Below are 18214 nucleotides of genomic sequence, written 5' to 3'. Positions count from 1 at the left end.
ACGGCCCGTCCCGCGCTGGTGCCGAAGGCGAGAGTGTGCGCCGGCCTATAGCGCCGGCCACAAGGCTCAGACTAGCGGGTGGATGACCGTGTATTGCGCCACGATAAAGGCGATGTAGCATAGCACCATCGCCGTCCCCGCTGTCCTGCCGATCCGGCTGCCAAACAGCAAAAATCCCGCGAAGAGGATGGTGACTGCCACGACCACAGGCATGTCGAACACCGCAAAGCGCGGTTCGATCACCAGCGGCTTGAATGCGGCGCTCAGCGCCAGCACCGACAGGATGTTGAAGATGTTCGAGCCCAGGATGCCGCCGACGATCATCTCGGACTGGCCCTTGCGCGCGGCGGCGACACAGGCGGTCAGTTCGGGCAACGACGTGCCGACCGCGATCAGGGTCATGCCGATGACCGCCTCGGGCACGCCCAGCGCCACGCCGCCCGCGACCGCGCCCTGCACAAGAATTTCGGAGCCGACAACCAAGGTGGCGATCCCGGCAAACAGCATGAGCCAGGGTGCCGGCGCATCGTGGTCGGCGTCCTCGACCGCGTCCGTATCGAGCCGCGAGGCGCGGTATTGGTAGATCACATAGACCACCAGTGTCGCCATCATCGCGACACCCGCCCAGCGTGGCATCAGCCCCGATATCACGGCCGGGATCATCGCGGCGGTAGCGCCCAGCATGACGAGCGTATCGACCCGCACCTCCCGCCGGTCGAACAGCACGGGCGCGATCACCGCGCTGACCGCCACCACAAGAAAGATGTTGGCGATGTTGGACCCGATGACATTGCCCACCGCGATGCCGGGAAAGCCCGACAGGTTGGCGTTGACCGAGGTGAAAAGCTCGGGCGCCGATGTGCCGAAGGCCACGATGGTGGCAGCGATGAACAGCTTCGACACGCCCGACCGTTCGGCGACGATCACGGCGTTGTCGACGGTCCAGTCGCCGCCCTTGACCAGCAGAAAGACACCGAAAGCAATGGCGCCCAGCGCGATGACGGCAAGCTGGTATGTCTCGAGGGAATGCATGGATCGCTCCGATGGGGCCGGCGCGAGTCAGGGGTGCGCGCGGGGCAGATGGGGGGCGGATGTCACGGGATGCGATTGCCCGCGCCTAGCGCCTCGATCTCAAAACTTGCAGCCACAATTTGCCTGCAGGACAAGGCGGCGGCGGGCTGCGCGGCGCGGGCTACCCTGCGCCGTTGCCCCCCGTCGCTGCGGGCTTCGCCCCCACCCGCCGCCGCCTGCGCACGGCTGACATGATCGGCAGCACGATCGTCAAAACAACCGCACAGAGCAGGATCGCGGAAATCGGGCGTTCGACGAAGATCATCGGACTGCCGAAGGACAACAACAGCGCCTGCCGGAGCGAGGTTTCCATCAGCGAAGCCAGCACCAGCGCCAGTACCAAGGGCGGGCGTGGCACGTCGAACTTGATCATCGCATAGCCCAACACCCCGAAGGCAAGCGACATCCACACCGTCGCCATATCGAGCGTTGCGGCATAGGCCCCCACCAGCGAGATGCCCAAGATCGCGGGCGCAAGGTAAACGTAGGGAATGCGCAGCAATGCGGCAAAGACGGGCGCCATCGGCAGGTTCATGATCAGCAAGAACACGTTGCCCACGAACATGCTGGCAATCAGGCCCCAGACCAGAACGCTTTCCTGGCTCATGAGTTGTGGCCCCGGACGGATGCCGTGCAAGATCAGCGCGGCCAGCAGGATGGCCGTGGAGGCCGACCCCGGAATGCCCAGCGACAGCATCGGGATGGCAGCACCATGCGAGGCAGAGTTGTTGGCCGCCTCGGCCGAGGCGACGCCGTCGATGGCGCCCTTGCCGAACATCTCGGGGGTGGTGCTGAACTTGCGTTCCGTCAGATAGGCCAGCAGCGACGCGATCGAGGCACCGGCGCCGGGCATGATGCCGACGAACAGCCCGATGAAACCGCCGCGGATGATGGCGAAGCGGCATTTCCGCCAGTCTTCCATCGTCAGCCACATGTCGCGCAGGCGTGTCTTGATCGGCTTGACCGATTCGATCCGCTCGAGCGAGTGCAGCACCTCGGCCACCCCGAAGACGCCGATCACGACGGGAATGAAATCGATGCCTTTCAGCAGGATCGGCTGATCGAAGCTGAGGCGCGGCGTGCCAGTCAAGGGATCGACACCGATCAGCGCGATCATCAACCCGATCAGCGCCGCCCCCAGCGACTTGATCGGCGATCCGCCAAGACTGCCGATCGCCAGAATGCCCAGCAGGGCCAGCAGGAAATACTCGGGCGCATTGAACCGCAGGCCGAAGCTGGCAAGCGGCGGAGCCAGAACCGCAACCGCCATCACCGATCCGATCCCTGCAATGAACGACCCGATGGCCGAGATTGCGAGGGCCGCACCGGCCCGCCCCTCGCGCGCCATCGCGTTCCCGTCGACCGCGGTCATCACGCCCGACGCCTCGCCGGGCACCTTGATCAACACCGAGGTCAGCGTACCGCCGTATTGCGCGCCGTACATGATACCCGCCAGCATCATGATGGCCGTGACAGGTTCCAGACCGAAGGTCAGTGGCAACAGCAGCGCCATACCCGCCGACGGCCCAAGACCGGGTAACGCGCCGACCACTTGGCCGATCAGCACGCCGATAAAGATGAACAGCAGGTTGTTCGGCAGCAACGCCGTCGAAAAGCCGATGAGAAGCTGGTCAAGCATGAGGTGATCCTTGCCGGTATGTCAGGTCAGATGCCGAAAGGCATGGGAAGCGGCACCGCGAGCCACCGGATGAAAACGACGTGGACCAGCCCCGCGACAATCACCGCCGAGGAGACTGAAGGCACAGGCGGGCAGCGCAACACCACGAGCAGCATCGCCAGCATGAACACCGCGAGCATGGGGACGAACCCGATCAGGGGAATGCCCACCGCCAGCGCCACAAGAGCAGCGAAACTCGCGCCGACCCGGACCGCGCCCAGAGCATCGGGAAATTCGACCTCGACCGTCTCCAAGCCGCGCCGCTGGGCCAAAAGCAGCAGGACACCGATGATCGCGCCGGCCCCCGAAAGTGCCATCGGGAAAAAGCGCGCGCCCGGTGTGGGCCCGTCCCACAATCTCAGGCCAGTGGTGCCGGCGTAGATGGCCGCCGCCAGGATCAGGATGAAAAGGGCTGGAACAGCCTCGATGGGGCGCATGGTCGCGTCCTCCCTTTGGGCTTTGGATCGGTTGGTCCGCGGGGCGCATCGCCCGCGGACCGGCTGTTCATGGACCGCGCGAGGGCGGCCAAGGCATTCTGGCGCAGGTTTACTGGGCCAGACCGATGCGGGTCAGGACTTCGCGGAACGTGTCCTGTTCGGCCGCGAAATAGGCACCGGCTTCGTCCAGCGTGACCATGTCGCTGCGGTAGAGGTTTTCAGCCAGCCAGGCCTGGAACTGCTCGGTCGCGGCCGCCTGCTGGAACCTGTCGGCCCACCATGCTGCAACGGCCGGGTCGAGATCTGCCGGTGCGCCCACGCCCCAGAACTGGGTGTAGATGACGTCGACGCCCTGTTCGGTGGCAGTGGCGATGCCCGACAGCGCATCCTCGGTGCGGCGCTCGGCCGAGAAGATGGCCAGCGGTTTGCCGGAGCCGCTGGCGATCAGTTCCAGCCCTTCGGACACAGTGGTGAAATGCAGCTCCACATTGCCGCCGAGGAATGTGGCACGGCCCGCGCTGCCGCTTTCGTGCGGAATGTAGGTCAGCGTGGTGCCCGTGGTGGATTCGATCAGGCCGGTCAGGACATGGTCGTTTCCGCCCGAGGCACCGCCTGCCACGCGGACGCGGCCCGGATTCTCGGTCGCAGCCGCCACGACATCGGCCAGCGAATTCAGATCGCTGTCAGGCGTGGTGAACAGCAGCAGTTCGGATTGCACCAGCGCCGCGATGGGCGTGATCTGGTCGATGACCGACGGCGTGCCCTGCACGATCGGGGTGGTGAACACCGGCGAGGCCAGCGTCAGCAGGGTGTTTTCGTCACCCGGAAGGCCCAAAACGTGGTTGTAGGCGTTGGAATGCCCCCCGCCCGAGCGGTTCTGCACGACGATCGGGTTCTCGACGATGCCCTGATCATTCATGATCTGCGCAAAGGTGCGCATGATGATGTCGGGCGAACCGCCGGCGCCCGCGCCCACGGTGAATTCGATGGGGCCGGTGGGCGCGCGCATATCCTGCGCAAAGGTTGCTCCGGCGGACAGGACGCCGCACAGGGCGGCGACGCAAAGGGTGTGGGTCAGTCTCGGCATGTAAAATCCTCCCAAGGTCATGCGCAAGTTTCTTGCCCCCTCACGTCTCGAGGAGGGTCGGATCGAACAATTCCCTTGCGTCCACGAGGCGTGGCGCGAGGTACTGTTCGAAGGAATGGCGGCACATGGCCGCGATTTCGGGTTGGGCACGCTGGAAACCGTAGGGCCAGTAGTCGGGCCCCATTGCGGCGCGCGTCCGCTCCATGGAGGCATTGAGCCAGGGCAGGCTGAGCCGGTTGGCCGACCCGAGCCAGACCTCGCGCAGCCGGTCCAGCGCGATGTCGCGCGCCTGGCTGAACGCGTCGAACAGGGCGCGCGCAAGCCAGGGATGCGCCTCCGCCACGTCACGGCGCAGCGCGATCACATGCATGATCGGAAAAAACCCGGTGCGCCGGTGCCAATCCTGTTCCACGGTCTCGAAGTCGGGGAAAACACGTTCGATCCTTGGGTCGCCCTCGGAAAAGGCGCGGGGCGGGTTGGGGGCCAGCATCCCGTCGATCTCGCCCGCAAGCAGCAGGTCCTGCAGCGTCTGCCCTTCGGCGACGGGCGTGATCCGCAGGTCGGGCGGTGGCGTAAGCGCCAGACGCTCGTGCCGCACGCCCTGATCCAGCGCGCCGGTGCGCCAATGCACGGCGGTGGGCGTCACGCTGTAGTCGTCGGCCATGATCGCGCGCATCCACAGCGCTGCGGTCATCTGGTATTCCGGCACGCCGATGGCACGGCCCGCGAAATCGGACGGCGATGCGATGCCCGATCCCACCCGCCGGTAGAACCCGTTGTGGCGGAAGGCGCGGCTGACGAAGGCGGGGATGGCGACATAGTTCGCCTGCCCGCGCGCCACTTGCAGGATGTGGCTGGACAGCGACAGTTCGGTGACGTCGAAGCGGGCTTCCTGCACCGCGATGGGGAAAAGCTTGGTCGTGGGCAGGATATGCGGCGTGACGCTCACGCCCGGTATCGTCACGCGACCGTCCTGTACGGCCATCACCCGGTCATGGTCCCAGGTCGCGACCGACAGCGACAGCGGCGCGGTCAAACGCGCAACCCCATGGCGGGACGTGCCCGACGGTCGCGCTGCATGCGGATGCTGTGCGGTGTTTTCATCATCGTCGCCTCCCCCGTTGGTGTATATTGATCCGGATTGATCTTTGGCAAGCATGAATGTTGGTCCCCGGTAGCGCGCACCTCATGGGTACACGACCTGCAGCCGACCTGGGGGCAGGGTGCCGATGATGACAGCCAGTGTTCAACGGGGGCAGGCGCGCACGCGGCCCCGCACCGTGGCACGTCATGAACCGATGCGGGGCCTACATGCAGGGTTGGGGCCGATCAGGGCCACGCAGCACGCCCCGCCTGTGGGCAAGGGCGTGTTGCGGTGTCGAAGGGGTCAGGCCACGGTGACCGTCAGGCTGCCGACGCCCGCCACATGCCCTTCCATCACATCCCCGCGCACCACGGGGCCGACACCGGCAGGCGTGCCGGTCATGATGATGTCGCCGGGTTTTAATTCGAAATAATCCGACAGATAGGAAATCATCTCGGGGATCTTCCAGATCAACTGGTTCAGATCCCCCTCTTGCCGCAAAACCCCATTTACTCTCAAGGTGATGCTCCCCGAGGTCAGATCGCCTGTCGTGGTGGCGGGCACGATCGGACCCATCGGGGCCGAATGCTCGAAGGCCTTGCCGATCTCCCAGGGGCGCCCGAGTTTCTTGGCCTCGCCCTGTAGATCGCGGCGGGTCATGTCGATCCCGACGGCATAGCCCCAGACGCAATCGAGCGCCTGATCCACCGGGATGTTCCTTCCGCCACGCGCAAGCGCCACCACCAGTTCGATCTCGTGATGCACATCCGAGGTTTGGTCAGGGTAAGGAAACGTGCCGGAAAAATCGAGGTTGTCAGGGTTCTTCTGGAAAAAGAACGGCGGTTCGCGGTCGGGATCATGCCCCATTTCGATGGCATGCGCGGCGTAGTTGCGCCCGATACAATAGACGCGCCGCACCGGGAATCGGTCCGCGTGCCCAGCTATGGGAGCGGTCACGACTTCGGGGGCTGGGATCACGGTCTTGATCATCGTATTCAGTCTCCTGTCTTGATCTCGGCGGGCGTGGCATATCCAAAGTGGCAAATCAATCGGTATTGATCCTGATTGCGCCGCCGCGTAGGGTTCGCCACAATGAAAAGGGGCAAGACGATGACCGAGCAACCCCGGGTGGGTCTGGACGAGGCGCGCGCCGATGCGGCCTTGCATGAGGTTTCCGATGCCGCGGCAGTGTCGCAGATCCGCGCCTTCATCATGGAAGGTGGCTTTGCAGCGGGCGACAAGCTGCCGCCCGAGCGGCGGCTCGGTCCGGAACTGGGCTTGCGTAGGTCATCCTTGCGCAAGGCGCTCGAGATCCTCGTTGCCGAAGGTGTCTTGTGGCGCCATGTCGGCAAGGGCACGTTCGTCGCCGATCTGGCGGACGGGTCTCAGGCGGGCGGTCTGCAGGCGCTTGCCCGCGACATCAGCCCCGCCGACGCGATGCGCGCGCGTGCCGTGTTCGAACCCGCCATGGCGCGCGAGGCGGCGCTGCACGCATCCGCTGCCGAAATCGCACATCTCAGGCTTCTGGCCGACCGCTCGCGGCGCTGCGCCAGCTGGCGCGAATACGAGGTGCTGGATGCCGATCTGCATCGCGGCGTAGCTCTCGCCTCGGCCTCACCGACGCTGTTGGCGCTGTTCGATCAGCTCAACATGATCCGGCGGATGGTCTCGTTCGGCACCGCAACCCGCGTGGGGAGCAAGCCACCAGAGTCGCATGCGAGCTTTGTCGAACATGATGCCATCCTCGATGCCATCGCGGCCCGCGATCCCGAAGCGTCGGACATGGCGATGCGCAGGCACCTGTCCTCCGTCGGAGGTCGCATCGAACCCTGATTGCGAAGACGGCGTTCGAGCTTCCCTTAGGTTTGTCGAGGCCTTGCTTGGGGTAGGGATCCATTCTCTCGATATGGCCAGAACATGACGGTTGCGGCGAAGGCGACGGCTGAGAGGAAGACCTTGCGGCACCTGTCGTAGCGCGTGGCCGCCCTGCACCAGTCTTTCAGGCGACAGAACATGATCTCGATCCTGCCGCGGCGATCGTAGCGGCGCTTATCGTCCTTGACAGGCTTGCCATGCGACTTCCGACACGAGATGCAGGGCCTGATCCCCATGTCTTTCGACGCATCTCTGAACCAGTCGGCATCATGGCCGCGGTCGGCGCAAATGAAAGACCGGCTTCTGGGGCGAACGCTTATGTCGCCAACCCCTCCAGCACCCATACGGCAAACCGTTCTTGCAGGGCCGTCGTCTGGCTTTGATCACGACGACCACTGTCGGGAAACCGCTGATCGTCCGCTTCACGGTGCTTTTGCCCAGTTCGGTGTAGCGCTGTATCGTACCTTTGGAACACCAGATGCCCGAGCCGTCATCGCGCGCCTTGTCTGCTACGGACATGTTGATCTGTTTGCGGGCAGCGGCCCCGAAGCGGCGTTCGGCGTAGTCATTCGCGACGCGCCAGCTCATTGCAGGGCCTCAACTTGCACAGTTTAATACGGAAATCCCGTCCGCAGCGACGGATTGGCCGGGAAATCAAGCCTGCGTTTCCACAGTGCCCTTCGCAAGCCCCTGACAAAAATCCTTGGATTAACGGGCTTTTTGGCGACCCCGACAGGATTCGAACCTGTAACCTGTCCCTTAGGAGGGGTTCATTCATTTTCCTGATCCTTCTTTGTTTTTCTGTGCTTACGCTTCTTAACCGGGGCCACCTGTACATGGTTTGTACGAAACCGCGCCCTGACTGCAGCCTCGTCCGTCTCTGCATGGGCGTAAATTCGCATCGGCAATGTGGCGTCTGACCACCGCCCTGCCTTGGCCGCCGTGACGGGATCGACCCCCTGCCGCACCACCAGTTCGGTGTAGAACCCGTGCCGCCCGGCGCGGTGGGCGGACAGGTACGGGATACCCGCCCGCTTGCAGATCGTTTTCCAGCGATTGTTGTAGCCGGTGGAGCTTCCATATCCGAAGACGCGGGGCGACAGCACTTGCCCAGTCTTGAGGTTCTTTGGCCGTTTGGCCTTCAACGCGACCAGCTCGGCCATCATCTGCGGCGAGACGGTGATCCACCCTTCAGGGTGACCCTTCTGTGCCTTGATCTTCACTTGGCAGGATGCTGGTCTCAGATCGCCGGGTTCGATCGAGATCGCTTGGTCGATCCGGGCTGCTGTCTCAAACATGAAACGGGCCAAGGCTGCGTTGTAAGGATCAGCCTCAGCGCAAAACGCCTCGATCCAGTCGCGTGTCGCCGGGGTGCGTTCGACCCGGCTCGTTTTGCCACGGCGCTCGTCCTGCGCGATCCGCTCGAACTTGTCGTAGCGTTTGACCGTCAGATGCGGCGTCCCCTTGTGCTCATGCGCATGGTTGATGACTGCCCGCGCCGGGGTCACGATCTCGCGCCACCAAGTATCGGTGCAGGCATTCGGCTTCAGCTTGCGACCAAGGCTTTTCAGCAGCGCCCCTGTGATTGCTCCCAGCGGCATATCACCGATCTGGTCCAGGATCGGCAAAAGTTGCCGCGCATCTTTGGCGGTTGCCGGGTAGAAATTGACCGCATCGGCGAACCGCAGACTATGCTCTTCGCCGACAAGGTGTCTGCGGATCTGAAGCTGCGTTTCGTCGTTTATCCAGTCCCGCGCGCCAGCTTCAGTAGTCGCTCGCGTGCTTTGGCGGTATGGACCGGCGATCGGTCGGCCATTATATTCGACCCAGCCCTTGACCCAGAAGACGGAGCCACGCTTGTAGATTTCGAGCGGCATGCCTGTCCTTCCTCGAAGATGGTGTCAATTTGCGCGGGCGTGATGAGCATGGTCCGCCCCAGCCGGAAGAACGCGCCGGTGTCGTTGGCCTTCTCGCGCAGGGTCCGCTCGGAAATCTCGATCCCGTGCGTGGCCATGATCTCGACCCACTGGGCGGGCGTCTTGCCGATGGTGAGGATCTGGGACTGCTCCGCATGTTCGGTGTTCATCATCGCCTACCCCTTCCCGCCGAAGCGGGCCGTCTTGGGCGCTGCGGCGACGGTGAACAGCGAGGCACATTTCTCCGATGCCCCGGTCTGGATCTTCGGATGGTAGGCACTGGGGGCCGTGACGATGTGATCAGCTCGGCTCGAGCATTCGGGAACGATCTGCACCCGGGTGACCGATAAGTGTGCATTCCGGTCGTCCTTCGAGACATGTGCTTGCGTTCCATGTGTCAACGCTGTGCGGGGCATGGACATCTTGTTTTCCCTCTTTCAATCAACTTGCCCCAAATCCCCCTCAGGCCTCTTCCTCTCTAAATCCGGACCCCGGGTCGCGTGCTGCTGGAAGCGCTCCCAACCGGTCATCGTCAGCCTCTTCGTCTTTGAGGATATCTCGACGAACTCTAGACGCCCCTCGTTCATCAACGCGCGAACTTGCGCGGGGCTCAGTCCGACTATTTCGCCTAGTTCCTTGGGCGAAAGCAGTTTTTCTTGTGCCAAAACCATCTCCTTTTCGTAAGGTGGGACGAATCGGGTCAAACGCAGCAAAGCACCACGCCCGAACTGGAACACGTCAAATTACGTTCATTTGTGCGTATAGCACTCAATCGAGCGTCACAGCAAGGGTCTTGCCGTCAAAAATGGTGGATCGTCCGCATGACTACCTGAGCGCCCTGGGCGCGCGCATCGCGATCGCGCGCAACGAACTTGGCATGTCCCAGGCCAAGATGTCGGCAGCGCTCGGGATATCGCTGCGCGCCTACCAGAGCTACGAGCTGGGCAAGCGCTCGATCCCGGTCGAGGCGCTGGTCGAACTGCACCGTCAGTTCGCCGTGGACCTCAACTGGATACTCCTCGGCGTCGAAGCGGTGCGGCTAGAACACGACCTGACTGCGCTCGAGGAATTCGAAATCGCGCTGGACAAGCACCTGTCCGCCAGCGGGATCAAGATAAGAAGCGAAAAGCGTGGGGCGATTGCCGCGCGTTGGTATCGCTCCTTTCTGGAAGGAAAGGAAATTGCCATGGACGACGTCCACACCTGGATCGAACTGTTGAGAGAATAAGAATGAACCTGAGACAAACCGAGGCGTGGCAGCGCCACCAACTGGCCACCACCGAGCGGATGCAGGCCGACATTGGCCGCTTCACGCGCCCGGTGATGATCACCATGTGCGTCAGCTCTCTGGCCTACCTGATGTCCTGGGGGCCGCTCATGGGCCTTGGGGATGCGGACAACATGCCATGGCTTCCACTTCTGATCGCGGGACTATCTGCCTGCATCATGGCCGTGACCACTCCGGCCTTCACCTTGGCCGTCGCGATTGAAAGCTATCTCCGACGTCGCCTGCAGCGCGAAAACTTCAGCGCCAAGCAGGGGGTGATCGTTCGCCTGAAGACATTTACTGGAAGGACTTCCGATGGCCGAAGCGCGCACCTCTGATCTCGGCTTCGAGGCCGATCTGTTCAAAGCCGCGGACCGCCTGCGCGGCAACCTTGAGCCGTCCGAATACAAGCACGTCGTCCTTGGCCTCGTCTTCCTGAAATACATCTCCGAGGCGTTCGAGGGCTACCACGCCAAGCTGGCATTGGACGACTACGCCGACCCCGAGGACCCCGAGGAATACCTCGCCGAAAACATCTTCTGGGTGCCGCAGGAGGCGCGCTGGTCCAACCTGCGCAACAAGGCGCGTGACCCCAACATCGGCAAGATCATCGACGACGCGATGGAAGCGATCGAGCGTGTCCCGGCCAACGAAAAGCTCAAGGGCGTCTTGCCCAAGAACTACGCCCGCCCCACGCTCAACAAGGAGATGCTGGGCGATCTGATCGACCTCTTCTCCAAGATCGACATGCGCGGCAACGCGACCGAGGCGCGCGATCTGCTGGGCCGGGTCTATGAATACTTCCTGTCGGGCTTTGCCTCATCCGAAGGCAAGCGTGGCGGTGAATTCTTCACCCCCCGGTCAGTCGTCAAAACCCTGGTCGCCATGCTGGAGCCGAAAAAGGGCCGCGTCTATGACCCCTGCTGCGGGTCGGGCGGCATGTTCATCCAGTCCGAGAACTTCATCGAAGATCACGGCGGCCGCCGCAATGACATCTCGGTCTACGGGCAAGAGATCAACCACACCACATGGCGGCTGGCGATGATGAACCTTGCCGTCCAGGGCATCGACGCCGAGATCAAGTGGAACAACGAAGGCTCGTTCATCCGCGATGAGCTGCCCGACCTGCGCGCCGATTACATCCTCGCCAACCCGCCCTTCAACATCTCGGACTGGGGCGGCGAGCGGCTGACGGATGACGGGCGCTGGAAATACGGCACGCCGCCCAAGGGCAACGCGAACTACGCCTGGCTGCAGCATATCCTGCACCATCTGGCCCCGCGCGGCACGGCAGGCGTGGTGCTGGCCAACGGCTCCATGTCCTCGCAGCAATCGGGCGAGGGTGACATCCGCAAAGCGATGATCGAGGCGGACAAGGTCGATTGCATGGTCGCCCTGCCGGGGCAGCTGTTCTATTCCACGCAGATTCCCGCCTGCCTGTGGATCCTGGCAAATGACAAATCCGCCAATGGCCACCGCGACCGGCGGGGTGAGGTGCTGTTCATCGACGCGCGCCAGATGGGCCATATGGTCGACCGCGTGCGCCGCGACTTCGACGATGCCGAGATCGACAGGATCGCCGACACCTACCACCGCTGGCGGGCCAAGGCGCCGGATCAGCCCTACAAGGACGAACCGGGGTTCTGCGCCAGCGCCGATCTCGATGCGATCCGCAAGCATGACTACGTCCTGACCCCGGGCCGCTATGTCGGCGCTGCGGATGAGGAGGACGACGGCGTGCCGTTCGAGGAGAAATTCGCCGCCCTCGCCACCCAGCTTGACGCGCAACTGACGGAAAGCGCCCGCATGGCCGACCTGATCCGCCGCACGCTGGCGCGCATCCCGGGAGGGCCGCAATGAAGCTGGAGCTGTCATCCTTCGAGAAAGCCCTCGCCTCGCTGGACGAGGCGCTGGCGGAATACGACCGCACCCAAAGCCAGTTCGTCAAGGATGCCTGCATCCAGCGGTTCGAATACACCTACGAACTGGCCCACAAGCTGCTGAAACGGCAGTTGGAGGCGATGTCGCCCAACCCGTCCGAGATCGACCAGATGAGCTTTCCCGACATGATCCGCACCGGCGCTGAACGCGGGCTGTTGTCGCAAAGCTGGGATCACTGGAAATACTTCCGCGATGCGCGCAACGCGACCAGCCATGCCTATAACGAGAAAAAGGCGAACGAGGTTTTTGTGCGCATCCCCGCCTTTCGGGACGAGGCGGCGTTCCTGCTGGCGCGACTGCAAGAGCGGAACGCCGAATGACCGCCAAGATCGATATCAGCCCCGAACAATTGGCCATCGTGCAGGTGCTATTGAAGGATCACCTGCCCAACGGAACGCTGGCCTGGGCCTTTGGCAGCCGCGTGACGTGGACGGCCAAACCCTTTTCCGATCTGGACATCGCGCTGGAAGGGGCCGAACCCTTGCCATCCGAGGTGCTGATCGATCTGGAGGAGGCCTTCGAGGCCTCAGACCTGCCATGGAAGGTGGACGTGATCGACCTGAACGCCGTGTCGCCGGAGTTTCGGGAGATTGTGGAACGGCAGAGGGTGCCTGCGGATTGGCGTGACCTTCAGCTCCATGAAGTCGGAAAGATTGTCACAGGGAAAACACCTCCAACGTCCAACCCGGACTTCTACGACGGATACATCCCGTTCGTGACGCCATCGGACATGGACGGAAGGCGACGGATCGAGACTACAGCAAGAAACCTATCGGCTGATGGTGCGAAGAAAGTTGGGTCCTCCTATGTCGATCGCCCAGCCATCTCTGTTTCCTGCATCGGCTCAGACATGGGAAAAGCGGCCCTAGTGGATCCTCCTTTTGTCTCAAATCAGCAAATAAATTCGGTCATCGTTTCAGATGATTACGACAGGCTGTTTATCTACTATAATCTTTCAGCCCGAAAAGAAGAGATACGCAATCGGGCGGGCGGCGCTGCGCAGCCAATCATGAATAAGTCAGACTTTGGAAAGCTGAATATCTATGCGCCGTTCAAGCCAGAGCAAACACGAATTTCGAACATATTGGGCACCCTCGACGACAAGATCGAGTTGAACCGGCGGATGAATGAGACGTTAGAGGCGATGGCGCGGGCGGTGTTTCGGGATTGGTTTGTCGATTTCGGCCCCACCCGCCGCAAGGCCGCAGGGACCGCCGACCCCGCCGCCATCCTCGGAGGCCTCCTCCCCGACCCGACCCAAGCCGCCCCCCTCGCCGCCCTCTTCCCCGACAGTTTCGGAGCGAACGGGCTGCCGGAGGGGTGGGAAGAGCGCGAGGTCGGCTCATTCGCCAAGTTGAAAGGTGGTAAACAGCTCCCGAAAACGGAGTTTGTTGAAGACGGCGATATTCCGGTTTTTGGCGGTGCTGGCCTTATGGGCAATACCGACAAAGCGAACGCCTCTGGTTATGTCATTTCCGTCGGAAGGGTCGGAGCTTACTGCGGCAACTTCGTTGCCCACCGTGGGCGAGCATGGATCAACAACAACGCCTCGTTCTTTGAACTCGAAAACGGGACTAAGCCCGAATGGTTTTTCTATGCGCTCCGCGAACTCGACCTGACAACGATACGCAAAGGCGCTGCCCAACCTTTCGTGTCAAATAGCGATATTGCGAAGCTGTCGCTTGTTTTCCCGGGGGATCCAGTGCTTGAGACATTTCATGGCATTCTGTTGCCACTGGTCCAGCTAATCGAAGCAAACGAACAAGAAAACCAAACCCTCGCCGCCACCCGAGACCTCCTCCTCCCCAAACTCATGTCCGGCGAACTCCGCCTGACCGGTGTGGAGGATTTGTGAGCGAGCTTTATCCAAATATCACTCGTTTTTGTGTCCATTGGGCGCATGCTCCGATGATTCAGCAAACACTAGATGCCCTTCAGCGCGAATATGCCGCCGGAAATGACGCGGCGATCGATGCAGCAAAATGTATGGTTGAATGCGCGTGCAAGACGCTTGTGCAGGAGCTGGATCACCCAGGGAACCCGATCAAGACGCACCCAAACTCCCCAATCAAGGGGGCTAATCCGACCTTAGGAGATTGGCTAGCAGCTACGACAACTTTGCTGTCACTCGTCGACGAACGAGATGATCCGATGAACAAAATTGTGTCGCAGTATAACAAGCTTGTAACCGAGCTTGGTGAGTTCCGGAAAAAAGCTGGACCACTCAGTCATGGGAAAATCGGATTTGTGAGTCGCTTGAGCGAACATCACAGGCGGATGGCTGTAATAGCGGCTGATACAATCGTCGGCTTCCTACATGATGCATATCTTGATCAGCAAACAGATCCGGTTCGGACTTTTGAGCCCTATGAGAGGTTTGAACATTTCAACCAAAGGATTGACGCGCATATCAGTTTTATTTCTGCTCGAATTGAGGACGGGCTTCTTCTTGTGGGCGTAGCGTTCGACAGTGACGACAGGCGCGAAATTGAGGTTTCCATCTCTCAATTTTTGTTCGGCTTGGAGCGCGAGACATACAAAGAAGCGCAGATGTTTACCGCAACTTTGCCTTTCCCAACCGAAGAGGTCATTCAGGATGATTAACGAAGACCTCGTTGAGCAAGCCGCTTTGGCGATTTTGCAGGATCAGGGCATTCCCTATCTGGGGGCTGATGTGATTTCGCCCGATGGGTCGGCGCCAGAGCGCGCCTCCTACGGTGAGGTGTTATTGATGGGCCGGCTGGAAGAGGCCGTGGCGCGGCTGAACCCCCGCATCCCCGAAGACGCCCGCCGGGACGCGATCCGGCAGGTCACCGGGGCTGCGTCGCAAAGCCCGACCGAGGAAAACCGGCGCATCCATGCTCTGCTCGTCAATGGCGTGGACGTGGAGTTCAAGGCGGATGACGGCACGATCCGGGGCGACAAGGTCTGGCTGGTCGATCTCAACGACCCGCAGGCCAACGATTGGCTAATGACGAACCAGTTCACCGTGATCGAGGGCAAGCACAATCGCCGCCCGGATGTGGTCGTGTTCCTGAACGGCCTGCCCGTCGCGGTGATCGAGCTGAAGAACGCCGCCAGCGAGGCGGCGACCATCGAGGATGCATTCGCCCAGCTTCAGACCTACAAACTGCAGGTTCCATCCCTGTTCCGGACGAACGCGGTGTTGATCAGTTCGGACGGATTGCTGGCCCGGATCGGCTCTCTGACGGCGAATGAAGAGCGGTTCATGCCGTGGCGCTCGGTCACCGGCGCGGTAGGTGATTTCACACCCGAGGGGCCGCAGGAAATGGCGACGCTGCTTAAGGGTGTGTTCGACAAGGGGCGGTTTCTGGAGCTGCTGCGCGATTTCACGGTGTTCGGCGATCTGGGCGAGGGGCCGTTCAAGATCATCGCAGGCTATCACCAGTTTTTCGGCGCCCGAAAGGCATTGGCCAGCGCGATCGAGGCGACCCGGCCCGAGGGCGACCGCAGGATCGGTGTGATCTGGCACACGCAAGGATCGGGCAAGTCGCTGCTCATGGCGTTCTTCGCCGGGCTTTTGGTGCGCAGCCCTGCGATGGAGAATCCCACGCTTATTGTCCTGACGGACCGGAACGATCTGGATGATCAGCTTTTCCAGACCTTTGCCATGACGAAAGACCTGATCCGCCAGACGCCCGAGCACGCAGAAAGTCGGGAAGAACTGCGCGATTTGCTGGCTCGGCAATCCGGCGGCGTGATCTTCACGACCATGCAGAAGTTCACCCCGGAGAAGGGTGAGGAGCGGTTCCCGACCTTGACCGACCGTCGGAACGTGATCGTCATCGCCGATGAGGCGCATCGCAGTCAGTACGGTCTGGATGCGAAGGTGAACACAAAGACCGGTGAGCGGAAATACGGCTACGCCCACTACGTGCGCCAGGCGCTTCCCAATGCCTCGTTTGTCGGCTTCACCGGCACGCCGATTGAGACCGCGGACGTAAACACCCCGGCGGTTTTTGGTGGCTATGTCGACATTTACGACATCACCCGGGCCGTCGAAGACAAGGCCACGGTGCCGATTTATTACGAGAGCCGGTTGGCCCGGATCGAACTTGACGAAGACGAGAAGCCGAAGATCGACGAGGAGATCGCGGCTATCCTGGAGGACGATACGTTGTCCGAACAGGAGAAGACCAAGGCCAAGTGGAGCACCGTTGAAGCGCTGGTCGGTGCAGAAAAGCGGCTGAAGCAAGTGGCCGCCGATCTTGTAAAGCACCTGGAAGCGCGGACTTCCGCCCTTGGTGGCAAAGCCATGGCGGTTTGCATGAGCCGCCGGATCTGCGTCGCGCTCTATAACGAGATCGTCGCGCTTCGCCCCGAGTGGCATTCGGACGACGATGCATCCGGCGCGGTCAAGGTCGTCATGACTGGCTCAGCATCGGACCCGCTCGAATGGCAAACGCATATCGGAAACAAGAAACGGCGCGATGACCTTGCGAAAAGGGCGCGCGACCCGGATGACCCACTGAAGCTGGTCATCGTTCGGGACATGTGGCTGACCGGCTTCGACGCCCCGTGTATGCACACAATGTATGTCGACAAGCCCATGCGTGGACACGGGTTGATGCAGGCCATTGCCCGGGTCAACCGAGTCTTTCGGGACAAGCCGGGCGGACTGGTGGTCGACTACATCGGCATTGCCCAGAATCTGAAGAATGCTCTGTCACAGTATTCCGACGCCGACCGCGAACGCACCGGTATCGACGAGGAACAAGCGGTGGCGCTGCTGGCTGAAAAGCTCGACGTCGTCCGGCACATGTTCAATGGGCATGACTACAGCGCAGGCCTTCATGGCGCGGCTCAGGCGCGCTTGCAGGCGCTCGGTGATGCGGTCGATTGGATCGTCGGGCAACAAGCACAGGCAGCACGCCAGAAGTCGTCCGACGTCGAGAAGAAAAAGGAGCTATCGCGGTTTCAGGACGCAGCTGTGGAACTGTCACGCGCCTTTGCTCTGGCATCGTCCAGCGATTTGGCAAAGGACGTCAAAGACGAGGTCGGCTTCCTTCAGGCCGTTCGCGCGGCGATGACCAAAACCACGGTCAAAGGTAAACTCTCTTCTCGGGCGAAGCAATTTGCGATCGAGCAGTTGGTCAACAAGGCGGTCGCTGATGCGGAAATCGTAGACATCTTGCATGCGGCGGGCATCAAGACGCCCGATATTTCGATCCTGTCCGATGAATTCCTTCTCGAAATTAAGTCTATGGAGCGCAAGAACCTTGCCCTGGAGGCGCTCAAGAAGCTCCTGAACGGAGAGATCAAAAGCAAAGCCAAGCGAAACATCGTCGAAAGCCGCGCCTTCAGTCAGCGCCTCGAAGAGGCAGTCGCCCGCTATCACGCAAACGCCATTTCCACGGTCGAGATGATCCAGACCCTGATCGACCTTGCCAAAGACGTGAAAGCTTCTGCGGCCCGTGGTGAGGCCGAAGGCTTGTCCGACGAAGAACTGGCCTTCTACGACGCCCTGGCACAGAACGAGAGCGCCGTTGAAGCCATGGGCAACGAACAGTTGCGCCTGATCGCGCATGAGCTGCTCGATCAGGTTCGCAAGAATGCGACCGTTGACTGGCACAAGAAAGAAAGTGCTAGGGCGCGGATGCGCATTCTTGTAAAGCGCATACTCAAAAAATATGGCTATCCGCCTGATTTATCTACTGAAGCTGCGCAGATCGTTCTCGAGCAGGCTGAAACCCTCCTGAAAGATTTGTAAGGCAAGCAAGAACCCCAGCTGACGCACCGTCGATCAAGGCGGCGTGCCTAATAGCTCTTAGGCTATATTTTTCTATTATAGCTCATGGGGGATATTTACAAATTATAGCCCTTAAGCTATGCATTCA

At 61.5% G+C, this 18214-nt stretch carries 17 protein-coding genes, 1 tRNA gene and 2 pseudogenes; 9 read left to right on the top strand and 11 right to left on the bottom strand.

Annotated elements, in window-relative coordinates:
- Positions 1-66 precede the first annotated feature (66 nt).
- The 6 genes from C7455_RS17855 to C7455_RS17830 form a co-directional block, all read right to left on the bottom strand.
- Entirely contained in the window at positions 67-1032 is a 966-nt protein-coding gene (locus C7455_RS17855) for a calcium/sodium antiporter (RefSeq protein ID WP_109670561.1), read from the bottom strand.
- A 160-nt stretch (positions 1033-1192) separates the two neighbouring features.
- Positions 1193-2710, bottom strand: coding sequence for a tripartite tricarboxylate transporter permease (locus tag C7455_RS17850; protein ID WP_109670559.1), 1518 nt, complete (start codon positions 2708-2710; stop codon positions 1193-1195).
- A gap of 26 nt (positions 2711-2736) precedes the next feature.
- Positions 2737-3186, bottom strand: coding sequence for a tripartite tricarboxylate transporter TctB family protein (locus tag C7455_RS17845; RefSeq protein WP_109670557.1), 450 nt, complete (start codon positions 3184-3186; stop codon positions 2737-2739).
- Positions 3187-3295: 109 nt separating this feature from the next.
- Positions 3296-4273 carry a Bug family tripartite tricarboxylate transporter substrate binding protein gene (locus tag C7455_RS17840; RefSeq protein WP_211315518.1) on the bottom strand — a complete coding sequence of 326 codons (978 nt, stop codon included), beginning with the start codon at positions 4271-4273 and terminating at the stop codon, positions 3296-3298.
- 40 nt (positions 4274-4313) lie between these two features.
- Complete coding sequence (locus C7455_RS17835; protein WP_109670620.1) at positions 4314-5309, bottom strand: substrate-binding domain-containing protein; 996 nt, start codon at positions 5307-5309, stop codon at positions 4314-4316.
- A 351-nt stretch (positions 5310-5660) separates the two neighbouring features.
- Entirely contained in the window at positions 5661-6347 is a 687-nt protein-coding gene (locus C7455_RS17830) for a fumarylacetoacetate hydrolase family protein (protein WP_109670555.1), read from the bottom strand.
- A gap of 120 nt (positions 6348-6467) precedes the next feature.
- Here C7455_RS17830 and C7455_RS17825 point away from each other — a divergent pair, with 120 nt between their 5' ends.
- Complete coding sequence (locus C7455_RS17825; RefSeq protein WP_109670618.1) at positions 6468-7190, top strand: FadR/GntR family transcriptional regulator; 723 nt, start codon at positions 6468-6470, stop codon at positions 7188-7190.
- 26 nt (positions 7191-7216) lie between these two features.
- Here the strand turns inward: C7455_RS17825 and C7455_RS17820 are convergent.
- The 4 genes and pseudogenes from C7455_RS17820 to C7455_RS20530 all read right to left on the bottom strand — a co-directional run.
- Positions 7217-7525: pseudogene (locus tag C7455_RS17820) on the bottom strand (transposase); the annotation flags it as partial.
- The gene (locus C7455_RS17815; protein WP_245904417.1) at positions 7500-7820 is read right to left on the bottom strand and encodes a hypothetical protein; all 321 of its coding nucleotides are present in this window, start codon (positions 7818-7820) and stop codon (positions 7500-7502) included. The pseudogene C7455_RS17820 and the gene C7455_RS17815, both read right to left, overlap by 26 nt.
- A gap of 133 nt (positions 7821-7953) precedes the next feature.
- Positions 7954-8060: transfer RNA gene (locus C7455_RS20235), tRNA-Arg, on the bottom strand.
- 110 nt (positions 8061-8170) lie between these two features.
- Positions 8171-8530, bottom strand: a pseudogene (locus tag C7455_RS20530) (tyrosine-type recombinase/integrase); the annotation flags it as partial.
- Between C7455_RS20530 and C7455_RS20525 the strand changes: the two are divergent.
- Entirely contained in the window at positions 8456-9424 is a 969-nt protein-coding gene (locus C7455_RS20525; protein WP_245904413.1) for a hypothetical protein, read from the top strand. The pseudogene C7455_RS20530 and the gene C7455_RS20525 overlap by 75 nt on opposite strands.
- Before the next feature lie 161 nt (positions 9425-9585).
- Here C7455_RS20525 and C7455_RS17800 read toward each other — a convergent pair whose 3' ends face one another.
- The gene (locus C7455_RS17800; protein WP_146200042.1) at positions 9586-9885 is read right to left on the bottom strand and encodes a hypothetical protein; all 300 of its coding nucleotides are present in this window, start codon (positions 9883-9885) and stop codon (positions 9586-9588) included.
- A gap of 68 nt (positions 9886-9953) precedes the next feature.
- Here C7455_RS17800 and C7455_RS17795 point away from each other — a divergent pair, with 68 nt between their 5' ends.
- The 7 genes from C7455_RS17795 to C7455_RS17765 are packed head-to-tail and all read left to right on the top strand — an operon-like array spanning position 9954 to position 18087.
- A complete protein-coding gene (locus C7455_RS17795) occupies positions 9954-10376 on the top strand; it encodes a helix-turn-helix domain-containing protein (protein WP_109670548.1) in 423 nt (140 codons plus the stop codon).
- Between the two features lie 2 nt (positions 10377-10378).
- Positions 10379-10753 carry a hypothetical protein gene (locus tag C7455_RS17790; RefSeq protein ID WP_109670547.1) on the top strand — a complete coding sequence of 125 codons (375 nt, stop codon included), beginning with the start codon at positions 10379-10381 and terminating at the stop codon, positions 10751-10753.
- Positions 10731-12275, top strand: a complete 1545-nt coding sequence (locus C7455_RS17785; protein WP_109670545.1) for a class I SAM-dependent DNA methyltransferase — start codon at positions 10731-10733, stop codon at positions 12273-12275. Before C7455_RS17790 ends, C7455_RS17785 begins: the two co-directional genes overlap by 23 nt.
- Entirely contained in the window at positions 12272-12676 is a 405-nt protein-coding gene (locus C7455_RS17780) for a nucleotidyltransferase substrate binding protein (RefSeq protein ID WP_109670543.1), read from the top strand. Before C7455_RS17785 ends, C7455_RS17780 begins: the two co-directional genes overlap by 4 nt.
- Entirely contained in the window at positions 12673-14211 is a 1539-nt protein-coding gene (locus tag C7455_RS17775; protein WP_109670542.1) for a restriction endonuclease subunit S, read from the top strand. Before C7455_RS17780 ends, C7455_RS17775 begins: the two co-directional genes overlap by 4 nt.
- On the top strand, positions 14208-14960 hold the full coding sequence (locus C7455_RS17770; protein ID WP_146200041.1) for an abortive infection family protein: 753 nt from the start codon (positions 14208-14210) through the stop codon (positions 14958-14960). The genes C7455_RS17775 and C7455_RS17770 overlap by 4 nt, the downstream gene beginning before the upstream one ends.
- On the top strand, positions 14953-18087 hold the full coding sequence (locus tag C7455_RS17765; protein WP_109670538.1) for a type I restriction endonuclease subunit R: 3135 nt from the start codon (positions 14953-14955) through the stop codon (positions 18085-18087). The genes C7455_RS17770 and C7455_RS17765 overlap by 8 nt, the downstream gene beginning before the upstream one ends.
- Positions 18088-18214: the final 127 nt, after the last annotated feature.

This window comes from Roseicyclus mahoneyensis (genome assembly GCF_003148775.1).
In the GTDB taxonomy this organism is placed as follows: Bacteria; Pseudomonadota; Alphaproteobacteria; order Rhodobacterales; family Rhodobacteraceae; genus Roseicyclus; species Roseicyclus mahoneyensis.
The sequence above is the reverse complement of the archived record's forward strand: the minus strand, read 5'-3'. Positions and strand labels throughout refer to the sequence as shown.

Coding starts and splice junctions, on each gene's coding strand:
- C7455_RS17855 (WP_109670561.1), bottom strand. CDS start 1,032: ATGCATTCCCTCGAGACATACCAGCTTGCCGTCATCGCGCTGGGCGCC.
- C7455_RS17765 (WP_109670538.1), top strand. CDS start 14,953: ATGATTAACGAAGACCTCGTTGAGCAAGCCGCTTTGGCGATTTTGCAG.
- C7455_RS17785 (WP_109670545.1), top strand. CDS start 10,731: ATGGCCGAAGCGCGCACCTCTGATCTCGGCTTCGAGGCCGATCTGTTC.
- C7455_RS17815 (WP_245904417.1), bottom strand. CDS start 7,820: ATGAGCTGGCGCGTCGCGAATGACTACGCCGAACGCCGCTTCGGGGCC.
- C7455_RS17795 (WP_109670548.1), top strand. CDS start 9,954: ATGGTGGATCGTCCGCATGACTACCTGAGCGCCCTGGGCGCGCGCATC.
- C7455_RS17790 (WP_109670547.1), top strand. CDS start 10,379: ATGAACCTGAGACAAACCGAGGCGTGGCAGCGCCACCAACTGGCCACC.
- C7455_RS17830 (WP_109670555.1), bottom strand. CDS start 6,347: ATGATCAAGACCGTGATCCCAGCCCCCGAAGTCGTGACCGCTCCCATA.
- C7455_RS17775 (WP_109670542.1), top strand. CDS start 12,673: ATGACCGCCAAGATCGATATCAGCCCCGAACAATTGGCCATCGTGCAG.
- C7455_RS17840 (WP_211315518.1), bottom strand. CDS start 4,273: ATGCCGAGACTGACCCACACCCTTTGCGTCGCCGCCCTGTGCGGCGTC.
- C7455_RS17825 (WP_109670618.1), top strand. CDS start 6,468: ATGACCGAGCAACCCCGGGTGGGTCTGGACGAGGCGCGCGCCGATGCG.
- C7455_RS17780 (WP_109670543.1), top strand. CDS start 12,272: ATGAAGCTGGAGCTGTCATCCTTCGAGAAAGCCCTCGCCTCGCTGGAC.
- C7455_RS17850 (WP_109670559.1), bottom strand. CDS start 2,710: ATGCTTGACCAGCTTCTCATCGGCTTTTCGACGGCGTTGCTGCCGAAC.
- C7455_RS17845 (WP_109670557.1), bottom strand. CDS start 3,186: ATGCGCCCCATCGAGGCTGTTCCAGCCCTTTTCATCCTGATCCTGGCG.